Source organism: Lentzea sp. NBRC 105346 (genome assembly GCF_030269605.1).
Lineage (GTDB): Bacteria > Actinomycetota > Actinomycetes > Mycobacteriales > Pseudonocardiaceae > Lentzea.
Map to the genome: position 1 here is coordinate 262,982 of NZ_BSTQ01000003.1, position 19,553 is coordinate 282,534.

The window sequence follows — 19,553 nt, forward strand, 5'->3', positions numbered from 1 at the left end:
AGACTCTATCGGATCAACCTGACGAAGACGCGGGCGACCCTCACGACTTGACCAAGCGACCGATCGCCGCCGACGCCTCGGCGAGCTTTTCGTCCGCGACCGGCCCACCTTCAGCGACGGCCTGCGCGACACAGTGCTTGAGGTGTTCGTCGAGCAACCCAAGTGACACGGCCTGTAGTGCCTTGGTGGCCGCCGAGATCTGGGTCAGCACGTCGATGCAGTAGTCGTCGTTCTCGACCATGCGCTGCAGTCCCCGGATCTGACCTTCGATGCGCCGCAGTCGCTTGAGGTATGCGTCCTTGTCCGAGGTGTAGCCGTGCATCTCTCCCGACCTTCCTTACCCTGGGCGGGTATGCCCCAACGATACGCGTGTCAGCAGGCTGTGACACTGGACTGGCGAGATAACCCACACGAGTGAACACATTCCCAGGTAGCCATTTCCGGCAACCGGCGCAACAGAGCGTCCACCGGCGAGGCGAACCGAGACGCGGCTCACCGGGACAATACGCCAGGTCACCAGGGCCGGTGTCCACATTTTTGGACCCATAACACCAGGAAAATGCCCCCCAACGGGGGTGAACAGTCACATTTTAGCGGCGAAACGTTAGCTGATAAACGGATCGTGGACTATGGTGATGTCGAAGCACGTGGTTACGTCGAGGACACCGCGGGCTATGTGAGTACACAACGGAGGAACAGTGGCACAGCAGACCGTCGTCCAACTCATCGACGACCTCGACGGCGGAGAAGCCGACGAGACCGTGACCTTCGCTCTCGACGGAGTCGAGTACGCCATCGACCTGTCGAAGGAAAATGCGGAGCGGCTTCGCGAGTCGCTGGCGGACTTCGTCGCCAAGGCTCGTCGTGCGGGTGGCCGCAAGCAGCGCAAGGGCAGCGGCAAGAGCAGCGTGAAGGCCACTGACAAGGCCGAGGCACAGCGGATTCGTGACTGGGCGCGTGCACAGGGGCACCAGATCTCGGACCGTGGTCGCATTCCGCAGAACCTGGTCGTGCAGTTCCAGGAAGCGCACGCCTCCTGAGCTGGGCGGTTTCACACGTCGGCCGGGTCAGCCGGCCGACGTGTTAACCCGACCGGGAAAAGTAGCACCGATCAGACGAAGGACCGGCGTTGCCTTGACCGCCGTCTCCTCGAATTCCTCGGCCGGGTCCGACAGGGCTACGACAGCTCCGCCCACGCCGAAACTCACCTTGTCGCCGTCCGCGACGAGCGTCCGGATCACGATGCTGAAGTCGGCAGTTCCGCTCAGCGAGAAGTATCCGAGCGCTCCTGAGTAGACACCGCGTGGCCCCGCTTCCAGGCCATCGAGAATCTGCATCGTACGAACCTTCGGCGCTCCGGTCATCGATCCACCGGGGAACGCCGCGCGTACACAACGCACCGCGGAACTGTCCGGTCTCAAGCGCGCGCGTACGGTGCTCACAAGTTGATGAACAGTCGCATACGACTCGACATCGAAAATCTTCGGTACCTCGACCGAGCCGACTACCGCGCACGTACCGAGGTCGTTGCGGACGAGGTCCACGATCATCAGGTTCTCGGCCCGGTCCTTCACCGACGAAGCCAGTGATTCCCGCAACCGCTCATCCAGCGAATCAGAAGCCCCGCGCGGCCGCGTGCCCTTGATCGGGGAGGACTCCACCACACCGTCTCGGGAGACCCGGAGAAAACGTTCCGGTGAGGTGCTCAGGACCGACAACTGGCCGAACCGTAACAACGCCCCGAACGGCGCCGGGTTCTCCGCCCGCAGCACCCGATAGGCCTCCCACGGATCCAGCTCGCCGCGCCACGACAACGTGTTCGTCAGGCACACCTCATAGGTCTCCCCCGCGGTGATGGCCTCCATGCACGCGTCGATGAGCTTCGCGTAATGCGCCCGGCCGTGCCGCAGCTGCACCTCGACCGGCCCCGCCGGACGTACCGGTGAACCAAGTGGAACGGCCGAAACGTCAAGCGACAGCCACGGGTCGTCCGGTGTCAACGACAACAGATAAACGCAATGTTCCAGATGGTCGAAGACGACTGCTCGATCCACGAACATCATCGAGGCGTCCGGTTGCTCGGACCGATGCGTCAGCTCACCGCCACATTCCGCCTTCAGCTCATAACCGAGATAGCCGACCCACCCCAGGGCGAAGTCGAACGGCACGTCGGGCTGCACCACGCGATGGGCCGCGATGTCGGCGTCCAGCCATTCGAAGAACGACGCGCAGGGCGTGTCCACCCCGTTGACCGTCAACCGGCCTTCCCACACGTCATAGGACGCCACACGGGCCAGCGGGCCGCTCGCGTCACCCATGAACGAGAACCGGCCGTCCCGGCCGCTGTCGAGCCAGAAAGCCGTGGCAGAGGACCCGTACCAGGACGCGAACAGCTCCTCGGGGTCCGGAAACGCGTCCACGCGCCGGACGTGCACCTGCCGCTCGGTAACGACATAAGGAAATACCGGCTCGGGCGTCACGCCACGCACACCGGGCGTCAGCCGCGCGAAGTTCGAGAGCAGTTCATAGCCGTGCGAGGTGCAGATCGACTCGGGGTGGAACTGCACACCCCACGCCGGCCGCGACACGTGCCGCACGGCCATCAGCACGTCGTCGTCCAGCGACCACGCGATCGGTTCCAGCGACGACGGCAGGTCCGTGACGGCCAGCGAGTGGTAGCGCACCACGGCTAGCGGTGACGGCAATCCGTCGAAGAGATCGACTCCGGTGTGCCGGACCAGGGACACCAGCCCGTGCCGCGGCGTCGGCGCGGGGCCTACCGAAGCACCCGCCAGCAGGCACAAACCCTGATGCCCCAGGCACACCCCGAGCAGCGGGATGTCCGCGTGCTCGATCACCGCTCGGCAGATACCGAAGTCGGCGCGGTTCTGCGGGCGGCCGGGGCCGGGTGAGATCACCACGTTGTCGAACGCCCGCAACGACGACAGCCGCCAGCGCGGGTCGTCGTTGCGGACGACCACGGGCTCGGTTCCGTTCACCTCGGCCAGGTACTGGTAGAGGTTGAACGTGAACGAGTCGTAGTTGTCGATCAGGAGAGTGCGCATTGCGAAGCGCACTCTACCTGCACAAACTCAGCTCAGGTGGAACCTCTGGTCGGTGGCCAGCGAGGCCAGTTTCTCGGTTGTGAAGACCTGTGCGCCGAGCTCGGGCCGTCGACTGCCGTAGAAACCCTTGTTCTGCCCGAGGAAGACGACCGTGCCGTCGGGATGCCGGTAGGCCGCCCACTGCTCGAACGTGTCGTCGCGCCCACTCGTGTTCTTGGTCACCAGGCCGACCTTCTTGCCCGCGACGTCGACCACCTGGCACTCGCCGTCCATGCCCCAGAACGTCTGGGCCAGCGCACACGGCTCGGATGGGAGCTTGTTGCCCACGGCGTGCACCTCGGTGATCAGCTTGCCCACCCCGCCGTCCTTCTGCACCGGCGTGATGACCATGTACTCCCAGGCTTCGTCACCCTTCTGCGCCTGGTGGGTCTGCATGTCGCTGCCGTTGTACGAGGGGTCCTGGTACTGCATCTGCTCGGTCTTGTACCCGTCGGGCACCATCGCGATCAGGTCGTTCAGCAGTTCCTTGCCCTTGTCGGCCTGCGGACCGTTGACCTGCGTGCGGCCGTTGTTCTCCGTCGGCCCGCTCGACGAGCCGTTGCTGCCGAACTGCAGGCCGGGCACCGACACACCGTTGGCCACCAGCGCGGTCCCGACGCCGACGCCGGCCACGAGCACCATCACCGCGGCGCCGGTCCACACGGCCATCCGGCGTGAACGGGCCTGCCGGCCACTGCGCAACACGGCGGACGGGTCCATCGAGGGTGGCGGGCTGCTCGCCACCATCACGTCGTGGAACGCCCGCCTGAGGTCCTGTTCGTTCATCGAACCCTCTCTTCTGCGAGCAGACCGCGCAGCGTCTGCAGCCCCCGCGCGGCCTGGCTCTTCACGGTTCCTTCCGAGATACCGAGGAGCTCGGCCGTGTACTCGACCGAGGCGTCCTCCCAGTACCGCAGGACGAGCACGGCTCGCTGTTTCGGAGGCACCTTCGCCAATGCCCCGAGCAACACCAGCCGTTCTTCGGGCAGGCCCGACGGGGTCACGGGCACCTCGGTAGGTGGCTCACCCACCGACTCGTGCCGGAACCAGCCCCGGCGCCGCTCGGACAGGAACGTGCGCACCAGCGTCTGCCTGGTGTACGCGTCCATCGCCTCGTGCCGCTGAATCCGACGCCACGCCAGGTAGATCTTCGTGAACGTCTGCTGCACCAGGTCCTCCGCGCGATGCCAGTCACCGCACAGCAGGTATGCCGTGCCGCGCATGGCGTCGGAACGCGCCGCGAAGTAGGCCTGGAACGCGGCGTCCCGATCACTCATGAAGTTCCTCCCCGTCCTGCGATACGGGTTAGACACGCCCCCTACGGCTGAGTGGGTTGCATCTTCGGGCCGGGTTGCACGAACCGCACCGTGAATCCGCCGTCGGGTTGCACCGGCAGGGACAGGGTCTCACCGGCGGTGACGGTGCGCGTGCTGAACGTGAGCTTGCGGTAGGTGTTGTCGTTGTAGATCTCCGCCCGCCACGTGCCCGAGCCGAGGAACGCGAGCGGCACGTCGATCGTGCGCCCCGCGCCGGCGACGTTCGTGGCGACGTACCACTCGTTGCCGTTGCGCCGGGCGAACACGGCCAGCTTGCCGGGGTCACCGGCGAGCAGGCGGGTGTCGTCCCACACTGCCGGCACGGTCTTCAGCAGCTGTTCCGCGATCGGGTAGTTCGGGTAGTTCGCGATCCGGTCGGCGAAGTTCTGCAGCCCCGACTCGAAGATCACCGACAGCGCCAGCTCGGCCGCGTCGCTGTTCCTGCGCACCGCGCTGAACGTCACCGGCGTGAAGTCCATCGAACCCGCGAGGTTCCGCGTGAACGGCAGCGTCAGGTAATGCGAAATCGGATAGGGCTGCTTACCGGGCTTGGGCTTGATGCCCTCGGCGCCGCGCACGGCCTCGTAGCTCATCACGTGCGGCCACGTGCGTTCGGTGCCGCGCGGGACGGTCGAACCGTGGAAGTTGACCAGCAGCTTGTTCTTCGCCGTCGCCGCCAGGATGGCGTCGTACCAGCGCATCCGCGCCTGCGAGTCCGAGTTCATGAAGTCGATCTTCAACCCGGCCACGCCCCACGAGTGCCACAACGGCAGCTTCGAGTCGCGTTCGGACGCCGTGTCGAGGTCGGTGTAGTGCACCCACAGGATCACGCCGACCTTGCGCGCCGCGCCGTACCGCACGAGCTCCTGCACCTGCCCGGACGACCAGGTCTTCCAGCCCGAGTCGACGAGGACGTACTCCCAGGTCTCCTTGGCGGCGTAGTCGACGTAACGCTTCTGCAGGGCCAGGTCGCCCGTGCCGTCGCCCCACCACGACCACGCCGAGATGCCCGGCTTGATCCACGACAGGTCGCCGGTCTTGTTGGGACTCGACAAGTCCGTCGACAGGTCGCTCTCCACGACGGTCGCAAGATCGCCGATGATCATCGTGCGCCACGGCGTGGTGCCGTTGCTCTGGGTCTGCGCGTCCGGCAGCGTCACGCCGAACTTCCCGTTGTTCAACGTGATCCGCGACGCGCCGTAGTTGCCGGACATGTCCGACTCGGTCACGAGCAGCCAGGTTCCGTCCACTTGGAACAGTGACGGGTAGCCGTACGCGGCCGGCTGCGCGGCCGCGACCGTGGTGTGCAGGTGGATGTTCTCGTAGTCCTGCCTGCCGTTGTCCCACGGCAGGAGCACGGCCCTCGCCGACGCGGGCACGGCGTACTCGGACGCCTCGGTCGTCACGGTCGCGGGCTTCCCGAGCACGTAGCGGTAGCCGAGGCCGTCGGCGGACACGCGGAACACCACGTCGAGCTGGTCGGCGCCCTTGGTGAACCGCAGGGTCGTCTCGTTCGCGTCCACCTGGTGCTGGCGGCGGCGACCGGTGGCCGTGACGTAGGACTCCTGCACGCGCCGGTCGGACCGGCCGGCGAACTTCAGGCCCGTGCTCAGGTCCGCGGTCGTGGTGCGGATGCCGAGCGCGGACGGGTTGAGCACGGTCGTCGATCCCTTGGCGACAGTGATCGACAACGTGCCGTTGTCGGCCAACGCGACGGTCGCCGACACGTCCGAATTGGTGAGCTTCCAGGATTGGGCGGCCTGTGCGGGCGGTGTCAGGCCGAACACGAGCAGTACCGAAACAAGCAACGCGGACCTCATCTGGTCCCTCCAGCGATCAAGCCCGCGGCAACGAAAAGGATACTGGTGTTGTGATTTTCCTGTTCCTCCTCGCCGTGCCCCTCGGACTCGCCCATCTGTACGTGTGGCGCCGGTTCGTGGTGAACACGACCGAGCCCGGCCGCGCGCGCCTGATTGGTACGTACACCGTCGCGGGCGGGTTCCTGCTGTTGATCAGCACGCTGGTCGTGACCAGGCGCGTTGGCCCGGAGATCGGGATGTTCTTCGCCTGGCCGGGCTACATCTGGCTGGCTTTGGTCTTCTACGCGGCGCTGCTGCTCGGCGTGGCCGAGATTCCCCGGCGCATCCTGATGCGGCGGGCCGTGCGGGTGCCGGCGGGCGGGCCCGAGGAGGAGCTGCCCGACGAGGGCCGCCGCCGGTTCATCGCGAAGTCGTTCGCGATCGGCACCGGCCTCGCGGCGGGTGGTGTCGTCGGCTACGGCATGACGCAGGCGCTCGGCGACCCGGTGATCAAGCGGGTGCCGGTGACGCTGGGCAAGCTCGACCCGAGCCTGTCCGGGTTCCGCATCGCGGTGGTGAGCGACATCCACCTCGGGCCGCTGCTCGGCCGGTCGCACACCGAGAACATCGTGCGGCTGATCAACGAGCAGAACGCCGATCTCGTCGCGATCGTCGGCGACCTCGTCGACGGCACGGTCGAGGAGCTGGGTTCGGCGGCCGAACCGTTGCAGGACCTGGTGAGCAAGCACGGCAGCTTCTTCGTGACGGGAAACCACGAGTACTACTCGGGTTATGAGCCGTGGCTGCGCGAGGTCGCGCGGCGCGAGGTGACGCCGTTGCGCAATGAACGGCTGACGATCGCCGGCGGCATCGAGCTCGCCGGTGTCAACGACGTGAACGGCCGCGCCTATGGAGACGCACCGGACTTCGATCGCGCGCTGGACGGTCGCGACGTGACGAAGCCGTTGGTGCTGCTGGCACACCAGCCGGTTCAGGTGGCCGAGGCGTCGAAGCGCGGCGTGGACCTGCAGTTGTCCGGTCATACGCATGGTGGACAGATGTTCCCGTTCCATTTGGCGGTTCCGGTGCAGCAGCCCGCGACCGCCGGACTGTCAAAAGTGGATGACACATGGCTCTATGTCAGCCGTGGCGCGGGGTTCTGGGGCCCGCCCGTACGCGTGGGAGCGCCGCCGGACATCACGGTCGTCGAACTCCGGTCCAGCTAGATCCATCACATGTTCGGCTGTCCGATGCGGCGTTTTCAACCAACAGGCCTTAGAGTGGACGGCCGTGCCCGCGTACGGATGAAGGGGGACCCCAAGGGAAATGGCCGAGAGCTTCGCCGTTGAACGGCGTGTTGCGACCGAGGCTCGTATTCGGCGTTTCCTGGAGCGGGAGAAACCTCAGACCCCCTGCCTGGTCATCGACCTGGAGACCGTGCGGCAGCACCACGCGGACATCGCGTCCGCGTTACCCCGCGTCGACATCTTCTACGCGGTGAAGTCCAACCCGGCGCCCGAGGTCGTGGCGCTGCTGGCCGCGGCGGGTTCCAGCTTCGACGTGGCGTCGCCCGCCGAGATCGATCTCTGTCTCGAGCAGGGCGCGGCGCCGTCGGTGATCTCGTACAGCAACCCCATCAAGAAGGCCGCGGACATCGCGTACGCGTACTCGAAGGGTGTGCGGCTGTTCGTGTCGGACAGCGAACAGGACGTCCGCGCGGTCGCCGCGCACGCGCCCGGTTCGTCCGTGCTGCTGCGAATCCTGGTGCACAGCAAGGGATCCACGTATCCGTTCGGCCGGAAGTTCGGTTGCGATCCGGAGATGGCGACGGACCTCTTACGGCTGGCGCACGAGTTGGGACTCGTTCCTCTCGGTGTCGCTTTCCACGCGGGCTCGCAACAGCTCGACGTGAACGCCTGGGACGGTGGCATCGCCGACGCCGCGCTGATCGCGGCGAAGCTGCGCGCCGAGGGCATCGAGATCTCCACGGTCAACCTGGGCGGCGGGCTGCCCGCGGTCTACCAGGCGTCCACGCCGACGTTGCCCGAGTTCGCTCTCGGCATCGAGGCCTCGCTCTCACGCCACTTCGGTGCCGCCCGGCCGCGCGTGATGATCGAACCGGGCCGCGCGATCTCCGCCGAGGCGGGCCTGATCCGCTCGTCGGTCGTGCTCGTCTCACGAAGGTCCTATTCGGACGAACGCCGCTGGGTTTACCTCGACATCGGCCGCTACCAAGGCCTGGCCGAGACCGAGGGCGAGGCGATCGCGTACTCGTTGCGGACGTCACGTGATGGTTCGCCGGTGGGACCGGTCGTCATCGCCGGCCCGACGTGCGACGCCGACGACGTCATCTACCAGCACACCAGGTACGACCTGCCGCTGGATCTGGAGGCGGGCGACTTCGTGGACATCCTGTGCGCGGGCGCCTACACCTCGTCCTATTCGTCCGTGTGCTTCAACGGTTTCCCGCCGTTGGCAACGGTCTGCATCTGATCCGGTTATTTCACATAGTTTGGAGTGATTGATGTCCGAAGCGCCCTGTCAGGTCGACCAGGAAGTCGGCCTGTTCGCGGGACAGCACGTACTGGCAGAGCTCTCAGGCGTGAGCGCGGAGCTGCTCGACGACGAGCGGTTCCTCCGGCACGCACTTGGTGAAGTGCTCACTCAGGCCGACGCGACGGTGCTGGAGGTGATCTCCAAGAAGTTCGAACCTCAGGGGGTGACGGTCCTGGCGTTGCTGTCAGAGTCGCACGCCTCGATACACACCTATCCCGAAGTCGGCTCGGTCTTCGTGGATGTCTTCACCTGCGGCACCCGTGCCAAGCCCGAGTTGGCCGTGCGGTTGTTGTCCGACGCTCTGGGCGCTACTCACACGAGCACGGACGTCGTTACTCGGGGCATTAAGGAGCATGTGGCGTGAACACCATCCACGAGCCGCTCGGCGCGGGCCTGACCCGCGAGTGGCGGCTGGAGGAGGTGCTGGTCGACACCAAGACGGACTTCCAGCACCTGGTGATCGCTCGGACCGCGCAGGGCGTCTCGCTGTTCTGCGACGACGACCGGCAGAGCACGGACTTCAGCCAGCTGACGTACCACGAGGCGCTCATGGTGCCCGCACTGCTGCTGGCCGACCAGGTTTCTCGCGTGCTGGTGATCGGGTCGAGCGAGGGCGTCGTGTGCCAGATGGCCGTGCAGCACGGCGCGTCGGTCGTCGACCACATCGACATCGACTCGCAGGCGGTCAAGCTGTGCGCCGAGCACCTGCCCTACGGCTACTCGCTTTCCGAGTTGGCCGACGCCGAGGCCGGCAACGGTCCGATCCGCGTGCAGTACATCGACGGGTACGAGTACATCCGCACCACCTCCGAGCGCTACGACATCGTCCTGGTGGACCTGCCGGACGAGCGTGAGGAGGCGGCGCAGCACAACCGCCTGTACGGCGCGGAGTTCCTGGCGATGTGCAAGAACCTGCTCACGCCGGGCGGTGTCGTCGTGTCGCAGGCCGGCTGCCAGACCATGTGGCGCAACACCACGTTGAAGCGCATGTGGCAGCGGTTCAACGAGGTGTTCGACACGGTGGCCTACTACGGCTCCGACGAGCACGAGTGGGCGTACCTGTTCGGGCGCGCCGACGTCGTCGAGGACCCCACCCAGCTGATGATCTCGCGGCTGCCCGCCGCGGGGTACCAGCCGGAGACGATCGACGACCTGGCGCTGCTGGGCAACAGCATCCCGCCGTACCAGGTGCGCAACGCCTGACGGTAAGACTCACGGGGCCGGAGGGTAAGACTCGCGCGAGTTTTACGCTCCGGCCCCTTGAGTTTTACGAAAGTGACCGCTTCAGGAAGTCGACCTGCAGCAGCAGGAGGTTCTCCGCGACCTGCTCCTGCGGCGTCATGTGCGTGACCCCGGCCAGCGGCAGGAACGTGTGCGGCCGCCCCGCCGCCAGCAGCGCGCTCGACAGCCGCAGCGCGTGCGCCGCCACCACGTTGTCGTCCGCCAGCCCGTGGATGATCATCAACGGCCGGGCGAGCTTGTCCGCGTCGTCGATCAGCGAGTTGGCGTCGTAGACCTCGGGCCGCTCGTCGGGGTGGCCCAGGTAGCGCTCGGTGTAGTGCGTGTCGTAGAGCCGCCAGTCCGTCACCGGCGCTCCGGCGATGCCCGCGTGGAAGACGTCCGGGCGCCGCAGCACGGCCAGCGCCGCCAGGTAGCCGCCGTAGGACCAGCCGCGGATCGCGACCCGCGACAGGTCTAGATCAGGCTCGATCGACGCGGCCGCCTGCAGGGCGTCGACCTGGTCCTCCAGCGTGGCGCCCGCGAAGTCGAAGGCGATCTCCCGCTCCCACGCCGGGCCGCGACCGGGCGTGCCGCGACCGTCGACCACCAGCACCGCGAAGCCCTGGTCCGCGAGCCACTGCGACGTCAGGTGGGCGTTGCGGGCGGACACCGCGCGCTGGGCGTGCGGACCGCCGTACGGGTCGAGCAGCACGGGCAGCTTCGTGCCGGGCACGTGGCCGCTCGGCAGCATCAGGGCGCCGCGCAGGCCGCGTTCGCCGAGCGTGACCATGCGCACCGACGGCGTGATCACCGGCGTCTCGGCGTGCGAGACGATCTCGTGGCCGGCGACGGTCACCCGTGCGCCGAAGCGGTCCAAAGTAGACGTTGCCAGCAGAACCGTGTCGCCGCCCCGAACCGCCGAGGACACACCGTCCTCTTCGGAGAGACGGGTACAGGTCGCGCCGACCGAGTACACGTGGATCACGGTCGAGTCGGACTCCGAACCGGTGATCAGCACGGAGTCGTCGGCGACGTCCAGCACCGCGCGGACCTGGATCCCCGAAGGCGAAACGACCTCGTCACCGACGGACAGGCGGTACTCGTCGGCCACCATCACGATCCGCACGAGCCGCCCGTCGGGCGTCCATGCCGGCACGCCGGAGGCGACCTCGAGCCAATGCGGGTCGGTCTCCTCCGCCAACGAAGAAACCTCACCCGAGGCGACATCAAGCGCGAGAACGCGCACGGTCCGCTGGTCCCGCGTCTGCACGGTGATCAGCGGGTCGCCGCCGGACGACCAGTGCACCGAGTTGAGGTAGTCGAACTCGGCCGCGACCGGCACCGCCGAGCCGTCCAGACCGAGTACCGACAACGTCACCAGCGCGTTGGGCGTGCCCGCGGCCGGGTAGGCGATCTCGTGGGCGGGCGTCGCCGGGTTGGCCGGGTCCGCGATGTACCAGCGGTGCACCGGGCTGTTGTCGACGCGCGCGGCGAGCAGGCGGGTGCCGTCCGGCGACCACCAGTAGCCGCGGTAGCGCGACATCTCCTCGGCCGCGATGAACTCGGCCAGGCCCCACGTGACGTCGTCGCCGTCCGGCCGTCCCACGACGGTGTCCGCGCCCGACTCGAGGTCCACGACGTGCAGCGCGCCGCCGGTGACGTACGCCACGCGCGTACCGGTCGGGTCGACGCGCGGGTCGATCACGCCGCCCTCGGTGGGCAGCTCATGGGTCTCGGCCGTGCGCAGGTCCGTGACGAAAAGCCTGCCGGACAACGCGAACGACGCGCGCGCCCCCTCCCGGTCCGTCGCGTAGCCGACGATGCCCGCCGCCTGCTCACGGCTGCGCTCGCGGCGCGCCTTCTCCTCGGGCGGCAGGTCCTCCTCCCCCGATGTCAGCAGCACCGCCGGGTCGGCGAGCAGCCGCTCCGTCCCGGTCTTCGGGTCCAGCTCCCACAGCCCGTTCGCCTTGCCGGTGGGCGTGGCGACACGGAGGAAGAACACACGGGAACCGTCGGGTGTGACGGTGAAGGTCCTCGGTGCGCCGAGGGTGAACCGCTGGGTGCGCGCGTGCTGGCGCGGGAAGGAGATCTCGTTGCCCACGCCTTGCACCCTAACCCGCCGGCGTGACCTTCTTCGGTGGCATGGGGATGAAACTAGACGTTCGTCGCACATACTCCGCGTAGCCGGGCCGTCGCTGGCCGATGTCCTTCTCCAGCAATGGTTTACCGGTCCCCTTGGCCAGCAGGAACGTCATCACAAGTGGACTGACAACGGTCAACAACGCGGCCCACGTGTGCAACGCGAAGAGGAACAGCCCCCACCACACCACGGCGTCGCCGAAGTAGTTGGGATGCCTGGTGTAGCGCCACAGGCCGCGGTCCATCACCGCGCCCTTGCTGGCGGGATCCGCCTTGAACTGCGCGAGCTGCCAGTCGCCGACCGACTCGAACGTGAAGCCCACCAACCAGATCACGATCGCGAGCACGTCGAGCACGTTCATCGGCGCGTCGAGGTGCAGCGCGACCTGCACCGGCAGCGATACCACCCACATGATCGCGGCCTGGATCAGGTACACGCGGTACATGTGCAGCCGCGGATTTCCCTTGGCACGCCTCATGATGTCGACGTATCGCTGATCTTCACTCTTCTTGCGGTTGCGCGCGAAGATGTACGCGCCCAGCCGCAGGCCCCACACCGCGGTGAGCACGGTGACGTGCCACTGCCGGGTCGGGTCTCCGTCCGCGAGCAGCGCGGTGACGATCGCGATCACCGCGAAACCGGGGCCCCACAACGAGTCGATCAGGTCGTAGCGCTTCACTCGGTCGGCGTACAGGAACAGCGCGGTGACCAAGCCCACCGCGACGAGGGCGCTGACGAGGAAGGTCATCGCGACACCAACTCCCGCCGCGTCCGCGGCATACCGCTGCGACCGCTCACGGTCGCGCGCACCGCCAGGATCTGGTCGACACCCATCCGGCCCTCCTCGAAGGTCAACGCACCGCCGGCGAGGTACAGCCGCCACACCCGTGCCTGGCCTTCGCCGACCAGCGCGACGACCTCGTCCCAGCGCCGCTCCAGTGTCTCGGCCCAGGCGCGCACGGTCCAGACGTAGTGTTCCCGCAACGACTGGACGTCGCGAATCTCCAGGCCCGCACCCTCCAGATGAGACAGAGTGCGGCTGACGGGCCGCATGTGCATGTCCGGCGCCACATAGGATTCGATGAACGCACCGCCGCCGGGTGCGTTCGCGCCCCGCGACATCTGTTGCAGCAACAAGCGTCCTTCGGGCTTGAGCAACCGGTGCAGCGTCGCGGCGTACTCGGGATAGTTCTCCTCGCCGACGTGCTCGCCCATCTCGATCGTGGAGATCGCGTCGAACCCGTCACCCGTGATCTCCCGGTAGTCCTGCAGCCGCACCTCGGCCGTGACACCTTCTTCCGAGATGCGCCGCGCGATGTGCTCCCGCTGTTGGGCGGAGATCGTCACGCCCACCGCGTGCACGCCGTAGTGCTTCGCCGCGTGAATGATCATCGAGCCCCAGCCGCAGCCGACGTCGAGCAAGCGCATTCCGGGTTCGAGGCCGAGCTTGCGGCACACCAGGTCGAGCTTGTTGCGCTGGGCGGTCTCCAGGTCGTCGGTTTCATCGGTGAAGTAAGCACACGAGTACGCCATGCTCGGGTCGAGCACGAGTTCGTAGAACGCGTTGCTCAGGTCGTAGTGGTGCGAGATCGCGTCGCGGTCGCGTTGCTTCGTGTGCCTCCTCCCGTTGAGCCTGGCCTCCTCGGCCGGCGGCTCCGGGTTCGGCCCGAACAGCCTGAGGTTCCACGCGGCCCTGAGCACCTCACCGATCTTCGGCCTCTTGGTGGTCCCCCGCCGGACGAGCGCCCAGATGCGCGCGAGCCCCTCGGTGAGATCCCCTTCGACGTCCAGTTCCCCGCTCACGTACGCGCGCGCGAGCCCCAACTCCCCCGGCGCCCACACGAGCCGGCGCAGCGCGTCCCGTGATCGGACGACCAGCACCGGCCCGTTCATCGGACCTGCCGTGCTGCCGTCCCACGCCCGAATTCCGATCGGCAACGGTGCCCCGAGCACCTTCTCCCCCAGCGCGGCGAGCTGACCTGCGACGATCACCGGCACCTCCTGCGGTTGCGCTCCCTGCCGGACGTTCGAGTCAGCATCGCATTCGGTTCGTTTCTGAACCGAGACGTGAACCAGTCCGTAAGGCCTCGATAGAGCGAACGGACGGACAAGGAGGACATGAGTGTGATCCGACGTAACCGCATCGCCATCGGGCTTGCCGCAGGGCTGGCAGTCGTGCTGGGTCTGGGTGTGTGGAGCGCCACGAGCAACGGCGCGAACTCGAAACCGGTGGCTCAGACCGAAACCGACCTCGGCGTTCTCGGTGACTACGGGGACACGGGTCAGGCCCCGGTGCTCCAGGAGCCTGCACAGGCCCCGACCACGGACACCCAACCGCCGCAGGCTCAGACCCAGGCGCCCGCCACGCAGGCGCCAGTCAGTAGCATCAAGATCGTGGGCAAGGACGTCGCCAAGATGGGCAGGGTCGTCCAGGACGGCGACGGTCGCACGCTCTACCGGTTCGAGAAGGACACTCCGAAGCCCGACACGAAGTCGAACTGCAACGACGCGTGCGCGACCACGTGGCCGCCGCTGCTGTCGGAGACCGTGCCCCAGATCGAGGGCGTCGACCCGGCGATCGTCAAGCTGATCACCCGTGCGGACGGCAAGAAGCAGGTCGCCATCGGCAACTGGCCCGTCTACACCTACTCCAAGGACGAGAAGCCCGGCCAGTGGAAGGGCCAGGGTGTGGGCAACACCTGGTTCGTCATCCAGCCGGACGGCAAGCGCAACATCGAGTGCTTGCCCGCGGGCACGGTCGTCCCCCAGACCTGATCAGTCCGAGGAGGACTGTCTATTTGAGAGACACAACACCCTGAACGGGACACCCCCGGCCCTGGGGAAGGGGCCGGGGGTTCCGCCTATCCGTCGTTCGCTCACCAGGTCGTGAGTGGTTTCCGTCGCTATGGCAACGGAAACCACTCACGACCTTTCGCTCAGAGGGTCGAGTAGAGCGGGTGCTTCGCCGCCAGCACCTCGACCCGGCCGCGCAGCTCGTCCAGGTTCGCGCCCGGCTTCAAAGCCTCGGCGATCACGTCCGCGACCTCGGTGAAGTCGACCTCACCGAACCCGCGCGTCGCGAGAGCGGGCGTGCCGATCCGCAGACCCGAGGTGACCATCGGCGGCCGCGGGTCGTTGGGCACCGCGTTGCGGTTGACCGTGATCCCGATCTGGTGCAGCACGTCCTCCGCCTGCTTCCCGTCGAGCTCCGACGAGACCAGGTCGACGAGCACCAGGTGCACGTCGGTGCCACCGGTCAGGACCTTCACACCAGCGGAAGCGACGTCCGGCTGCGAGAGCCGGTCCGCCAGGATCCGGGCGCCTTCGAGAGTCCGGCGCTGGCGGTCGGCGAACTCGGGCGAGGCGGCGTGCTTGAACGCCACGGCCTTGGCGGCGATCACGTGCTCCAGCGGACCGCCCTGCTGGCCCGGGAACACCGCGGAGTTGATCTTCTTGGCGATGTCCGCGTCGTTGGACAGGATCACGCCGCCGCGCGGGCCGCCGAGGGTCTTGTGCGTCGTGGTCGTCGTGACGTGGGCATGTGGCACCGGCGACGGGTGCAGGCCCGCGGCGACCAGGCCCGCGAAGTGCGCCATGTCGACCATCAGGTAGGCCTCGACCGAGTCCGCGATGCGGCGGAACTCGGCGAAGTCCAGCTGACGCGGGTACGCCGACCACCCGGCGACGATCAGCTTGGGGCGGTGTTCCTCAGCGAGCCGCTCGACCTCGGCCATGTCCACGCGACCATCGGAGTCCGACACGTGGTACGGGATGACGTTGTAGAGCTTGCCCGAGAAGTTGATCCGCATGCCGTGCGTCAGGTGACCGCCGTGCGCGAGGTCCAGGCCGAGGATCGTGTCGCCCGGCTGCAGCAGCGCGAACATCGCGGCCGCGTTCGCCTGGGCGCCCGAGTGCGGCTGGACGTTCGCGAAGCCGGCGCCGAACAGTTCCTTGATCCGGGCGATGGCCAGGCGCTCGACGACGTCGACGTGCTCGCAGCCGCCGTAGTAGCGGCGGCCGGGGTAGCCCTCCGCGTACTTGTTCGTCAGGACCGAACCCTGCGCCTGCAGCACCGCGACCGGGGTGAAGTTCTCCGAGGCGATCATCTCGAGCGTGCCCTGCTGGCGCGCCAGCTCGGCCGCGACGGCTTCCGCCACCTCCGGGTCGAACTCCGCGAGGGAGGCGTTGAACTGCTCGGACATGAATTCTCCCTTTACTTGGCGCGCTTGTAGAACGGCAGTGCGACGACCTCCACGGGCTGCTGCTTGCCCCGGACGTCGACGACGAGCTGAGTACCCGGCGACGCGAACTCCTTGGCCACGTAGGCCATGGCGATCGAGTACCCGAGGGTCGGCGACAACGCGCCGCTGGTCACCTCACCGATGACATCGGTTCCGGACAGGACCGCGTAACCGTGGCGCGGCGCCCGGCGCTCGGCCGTCTTCAGGCCGACCAGCACCGAGTCCACCCCGGACTCCGCGACCTTCGCCAACGCGTCACGGCCCACGAAGTCGCCTGGCTTGTCGAGCTTCACGACGCGGCCGAGGTTCGCGTTGAACGGGGTCAGCGACGTCGAAAGCTCGTTGCCGTACAACGGCATGCCGGCTTCCAGGCGCAACGTGTCGCGGCAGCCCAGGCCGGCGGGCTTCAGGTCGTGCGGCTTGCCCGCCTCCAGCAGCGCCTGCCACAGCTGCGGCGCGTACTCCGGCGAGACGAACAGCTCGAAGCCGTCCTCACCCGTGTAGCCGGTGCGCGCGAGCAGGACCGGCACGCCCGCGACCGTGGTCGGGTAGGACGCGTAGTACTTGACCGTCGCGAGGTCGGTCGAGGTCAGGGTGCCGAGGATCGTGGTCGACGCCGGGCCCTGCACGGCGATCAACGCGTACTCGGTCGACTTGTCGGTCACGACCGTGTCGAACCCGGCGGCCCGCTCGACCAGAGCCTCATGAACCACCGCGGCGTTCGACGCGTTGGCGACGACCAGGTACTCCTCGTCGCCGAGCCGGTAGACGATCAGGTCGTCCAGCACGCCGCCGTCGGCCTGGGTGATCATCGTGTAGCGGGCCTTGCCGACGGCGAGCGCCGAGATGTGCCCGACGAGCGCGAAGTCGAGGGCCGCACCGGCGTCCGGGCCGGTCAGGACGATCTCGCCCATGTGCGTGAGGTCGAACAACCCGGCCGTCTTGCGCACGGCGTGGTGCTCGGCGAGCTCGCTGTCGTAGCGCAGCGGCATCTTCCAGCCCGCGAAGTCGGTGAAGTGCGCGCCCAAAGCCTCGTGCTCTGCGTGCAACGGCGTGAGGCGGGATTCCATCCGGTCAGACCTCCTGGTGCGGGCGCGCTTGTAGGCCGGGCTGCACTGGAGCAGTCGGCCGACACGCCTGAAGGATTACACGGTCCACTAGGAGACTCCTCGTAGGTGAGTGAGCCTCCCCCTCTGTCATGAGCCTGAGAGCTTCGCCGCTCAAGAGCGACTTGCACCGTGGGCGAGGCGTGCGCCTGCTTTCCAGAGTTGCCTTCGTCGGGCGGTAGCTTTGCCTGAGAGATTCCGGGGAGGGGTTGCTCCTTCGGCGCCCAGTCCAAGTGCTGGGACTCTCCCGCGCGACATCGACGGCCGTGTTCAGTTGATACCGCCGGACGATAGCAGGTTCACCGGGCCGAAAAGGTTCACAAGGGCAGCCCAGCCTGCATCTTCTCGTGGACCCGGCGCTCCGCGTAGAACGACAGGAACGGGACCATGCCGGCGACGAGCACCAGGGCCGTGCCCTTCATGCTCCACCGGGCCTTGATCGCCAGATCGATCGAGACCACCAGGTAGACGGCGTAGAGGAAGCCGTGGCCGGGGCCGACGATCCGCATCATCGTGGGCGCGTCACCGAGGTACTTCAACCCGAGCGCGACACAGAGCACCAGCAAGGCGACACCGACCACGTAGGCCAGCACCCTGAACCGCTTGAGCTCCTTCTCCATCGACCCAGCCCTCACGCTCGCTCGTCCCGCGCGTTCAGCTCGGCGAGCATGCGGTTGTAGGCCGCAAGCTCGTCGTCATCGTCGCCACAAGAATCATCGACGTGCGCGGGTTTGACGGGCTCAACCCTAGTAACCGGGGGTGGAGGTGCTTCAACCGGCTTGGCCTTGCGCTCGCGGTCGAGCTTGCGGATGCGCCACACCATGAACGCCGGGAACAGACCGAACAGCGGCCACTGCAGCACGTATCCCAGGTTCTGGAACGTGCCGCTCGCGGACTCGAAGCGCGTCCACTGCCAGTAGGCGAGCCCGCAGCACGCCACGAGCGCCACCAGGCACAGCAGCCCGATGAGCAGTCGCTGGGGGGTGAGACGCACGACGTCAGACTACGTCAGCTCAGCGAAGAGGCTCCCGGACGGGAGCCTTGACTTCGGCGGCAACTAAATCAGGGCCTCCCGATCCCGGGAGGCCGTCCACTACCTACGCAACGCCGTCACGGCGCTGACGCTGCAAACGTGCAACACACCAGGCCGCGGCGGAACCACGGCGAAGGTGCTGGAGAACCGTCATCGGTCCCAGCCTGCGGCCCAGGTCTGCGGGCGTGAGCCCGGCGGCCCGGTAGTCGAGCGCGCGCTGGTCGAGCGGGCTGATCCCCGCGTCCCACCACTGCTCTGCCTCCGCGATGTCACCCACCAGCTGCCAGTAGCTCGCTGCGGCAGCGAGCAGAGCCTCTGGTGCCTCCGGCGCGCGCTTCCGCATAGCGGCGACGTAGGCGGGGTCGGCTGAGTCCACCTTGACCAAGCCACGCGACGACCCACCCCTGGAACCCCGCTGCATCGGGATGCCAGGCGTCGACGAGGGGGGAGCCTCGGCGAGCCACGCGTTCTTGATCCGGTTCACCTCCTGCATCTCAGCGTCGTCAGACCGTTCAGCTGCCCACTGCTGCAACAGCTCGTGGACCCCGGAGTCCTCGACCATCCAGTGCCTCCTCGTCGGTCGGGGATCGGCCATTGCAGCGCACCGTATTTGAGGGGTCCGACAACCGCTAGACCTTGATTCGAGAGAACACCCGTTACCAGTGCGTGATAGCCCTCATTCCACCCGTTAGGTCCAACGGTCGGCGCAGAATGTGACGTTGAGTGACCGCCCTACGCGAAGAGGCTCTTGATGAAGGTGATGATCGACTCCGCACCCTGCCGCAGCCACCCGAGCACGGTCTGCACGGCCTGTGCGGACTGCTCAGGCTGGGTGATCAGGAGGAACAGCACCAGCGCCACCGCCGCCAGCACTAGCACCTTCTTGAGGTTCACAGATCCCTCTCCGTCCGTTCGTCCACGTGGGGGCGACTGATCGCCCGGTTCACCCGACATGGTCCCTCATTCACCCTGGTGATGAACATCGACCACGCCCGGATGGTCCTAAGATCAGCCGGTTCGGCACGCGTGCACGCTAC

20 protein-coding genes and 2 riboswitches are annotated in these 19,553 nt (G+C 67.3%); of the genes, 6 read left to right on the top strand and 14 right to left on the bottom strand.

Annotated elements, in window-relative coordinates; genetic code table 11:
* Window positions 1–40: 40 nt before the first annotated feature.
* Window positions 41–322: a metal-sensitive transcriptional regulator gene (locus tag QSK35_RS08685; protein ID WP_285744031.1), complete on the bottom strand. Its 282-nt coding sequence runs from the start codon at window positions 320–322 to the stop codon at window positions 41–43.
* A 376-nt stretch (window positions 323–698) separates the two neighbouring features.
* Between QSK35_RS08685 and QSK35_RS08690 the strand changes: the two genes are divergently transcribed.
* Window positions 699–1,040: a histone-like nucleoid-structuring protein Lsr2 gene (locus QSK35_RS08690; RefSeq protein ID WP_285744033.1), complete on the top strand. Its 342-nt coding sequence runs from the start codon at window positions 699–701 to the stop codon at window positions 1,038–1,040.
* A 27-nt stretch (window positions 1,041–1,067) separates the two neighbouring features.
* Here QSK35_RS08690 and pabB read toward each other — a convergent pair whose 3' ends face one another.
* Genes pabB through QSK35_RS08710 form a run of 4 tightly spaced genes read right to left on the bottom strand, consistent with a single transcriptional unit; the run spans window position 1,068 to window position 6,240 of the window.
* Window positions 1,068–3,065: an aminodeoxychorismate synthase component I gene (pabB, locus tag QSK35_RS08695; protein ID WP_285744035.1), complete on the bottom strand. Its 1,998-nt coding sequence runs from the start codon at window positions 3,063–3,065 to the stop codon at window positions 1,068–1,070.
* A gap of 27 nt (window positions 3,066–3,092) precedes the next feature.
* On the bottom strand, window positions 3,093–3,890 hold the full coding sequence (locus QSK35_RS08700) for a hypothetical protein (protein ID WP_285744037.1): 798 nt from the start codon (window positions 3,888–3,890) through the stop codon (window positions 3,093–3,095).
* On the bottom strand, window positions 3,887–4,381 hold the full coding sequence (locus QSK35_RS08705) for a SigE family RNA polymerase sigma factor (protein ID WP_285744039.1): 495 nt from the start codon (window positions 4,379–4,381) through the stop codon (window positions 3,887–3,889). Before QSK35_RS08705 ends, QSK35_RS08700 begins: the two co-directional genes overlap by 4 nt.
* Before the next feature lie 41 nt (window positions 4,382–4,422).
* On the bottom strand, window positions 4,423–6,240 hold the full coding sequence (locus QSK35_RS08710) for a glycoside hydrolase family 97 protein (protein WP_285744040.1): 1,818 nt from the start codon (window positions 6,238–6,240) through the stop codon (window positions 4,423–4,425).
* Between the two features lie 50 nt (window positions 6,241–6,290).
* Here QSK35_RS08710 and QSK35_RS08715 point away from each other — a divergent pair, with 50 nt between their 5' ends.
* From QSK35_RS08715 to QSK35_RS08730, 4 genes are all read left to right on the top strand, one after another.
* Complete coding sequence (locus tag QSK35_RS08715; RefSeq protein WP_352243499.1) at window positions 6,291–7,445, top strand: metallophosphoesterase; 1,155 nt, start codon at window positions 6,291–6,293, stop codon at window positions 7,443–7,445.
* Window positions 7,446–7,545: 100 nt separating this feature from the next.
* Window positions 7,546–8,712 carry a type III PLP-dependent enzyme gene (locus QSK35_RS08720; protein WP_285744041.1) on the top strand — a complete coding sequence of 389 codons (1,167 nt, stop codon included), beginning with the start codon at window positions 7,546–7,548 and terminating at the stop codon, window positions 8,710–8,712.
* Window positions 8,713–8,743: 31 nt separating this feature from the next.
* A complete protein-coding gene (speD, locus tag QSK35_RS08725) occupies window positions 8,744–9,139 on the top strand; it encodes an adenosylmethionine decarboxylase (RefSeq protein ID WP_285744044.1) in 396 nt (131 codons plus the stop codon).
* Entirely contained in the window at window positions 9,136–9,978 is an 843-nt protein-coding gene (locus tag QSK35_RS08730; RefSeq protein ID WP_285744046.1) for a spermidine synthase, read from the top strand. The genes speD and QSK35_RS08730 overlap by 4 nt, the downstream gene beginning before the upstream one ends.
* A gap of 64 nt (window positions 9,979–10,042) precedes the next feature.
* Here QSK35_RS08730 and QSK35_RS08735 read toward each other — a convergent pair whose 3' ends face one another.
* The 3 genes from QSK35_RS08735 to QSK35_RS08745 are packed head-to-tail and all read right to left on the bottom strand — an operon-like array spanning window position 10,043 to window position 14,134.
* Complete coding sequence (locus QSK35_RS08735) at window positions 10,043–12,097, bottom strand: S9 family peptidase (protein WP_285744048.1); 2,055 nt, start codon at window positions 12,095–12,097, stop codon at window positions 10,043–10,045.
* A gap of 10 nt (window positions 12,098–12,107) precedes the next feature.
* Entirely contained in the window at window positions 12,108–12,884 is a 777-nt protein-coding gene (locus QSK35_RS08740; RefSeq protein WP_285744050.1) for a DUF1295 domain-containing protein, read from the bottom strand.
* Window positions 12,881–14,134, bottom strand: coding sequence for an SAM-dependent methyltransferase (locus QSK35_RS08745; RefSeq protein ID WP_285744052.1), 1,254 nt, complete (start codon window positions 14,132–14,134; stop codon window positions 12,881–12,883). Before QSK35_RS08745 ends, QSK35_RS08740 begins: the two co-directional genes overlap by 4 nt.
* 120 nt (window positions 14,135–14,254) lie before the next feature.
* Between QSK35_RS08745 and QSK35_RS08750 the strand changes: the two genes are divergently transcribed.
* Window positions 14,255–14,911 carry a COG4315 family predicted lipoprotein gene (locus tag QSK35_RS08750; RefSeq protein ID WP_285744053.1) on the top strand — a complete coding sequence of 219 codons (657 nt, stop codon included), beginning with the start codon at window positions 14,255–14,257 and terminating at the stop codon, window positions 14,909–14,911.
* A gap of 161 nt (window positions 14,912–15,072) precedes the next feature.
* On the opposite strand, the gene glyA is transcribed toward QSK35_RS08750, so the two are convergent.
* The 6 genes from glyA to QSK35_RS08780 all read right to left on the bottom strand — a co-directional run bounded on the left by glyA (window position 15,073) and on the right by QSK35_RS08780 (window position 19,410).
* A complete protein-coding gene (glyA, locus tag QSK35_RS08755) occupies window positions 15,073–16,338 on the bottom strand; it encodes a serine hydroxymethyltransferase (RefSeq protein WP_285744055.1) in 1,266 nt (421 codons plus the stop codon).
* 11 nt (window positions 16,339–16,349) lie between these two features.
* Window positions 16,350–17,447 (bottom strand): glycine cleavage system aminomethyltransferase GcvT, encoded by a 1,098-nt coding sequence (gene gcvT, locus QSK35_RS08760; protein WP_285744056.1) that lies wholly within the window; start codon window positions 17,445–17,447, stop codon window positions 16,350–16,352.
* A gap of 116 nt (window positions 17,448–17,563) precedes the next feature.
* A riboswitch (glycine riboswitch) is annotated at window positions 17,564–17,648 on the bottom strand.
* A gap of 1 nt (window position 17,649) precedes the next feature.
* Window positions 17,650–17,743: riboswitch (glycine riboswitch) on the bottom strand.
* A gap of 57 nt (window positions 17,744–17,800) precedes the next feature.
* A complete protein-coding gene (locus tag QSK35_RS08765) occupies window positions 17,801–18,103 on the bottom strand; it encodes a DUF3817 domain-containing protein (protein WP_285744477.1) in 303 nt (100 codons plus the stop codon).
* 11 nt (window positions 18,104–18,114) lie between these two features.
* Window positions 18,115–18,477 (bottom strand): hypothetical protein, encoded by a 363-nt coding sequence (locus QSK35_RS08770; RefSeq protein ID WP_285744057.1) that lies wholly within the window; start codon window positions 18,475–18,477, stop codon window positions 18,115–18,117.
* A 103-nt stretch (window positions 18,478–18,580) separates the two neighbouring features.
* Window positions 18,581–19,078, bottom strand: a complete 498-nt coding sequence (locus QSK35_RS08775) for a helix-turn-helix transcriptional regulator (RefSeq protein WP_285744479.1) — start codon at window positions 19,076–19,078, stop codon at window positions 18,581–18,583.
* A gap of 170 nt (window positions 19,079–19,248) precedes the next feature.
* The gene (locus QSK35_RS08780) at window positions 19,249–19,410 is read right to left on the bottom strand and encodes a hypothetical protein (RefSeq protein WP_285744059.1); all 162 of its coding nucleotides are present in this window, start codon (window positions 19,408–19,410) and stop codon (window positions 19,249–19,251) included.
* Window positions 19,411–19,553: the final 143 nt, after the last annotated feature.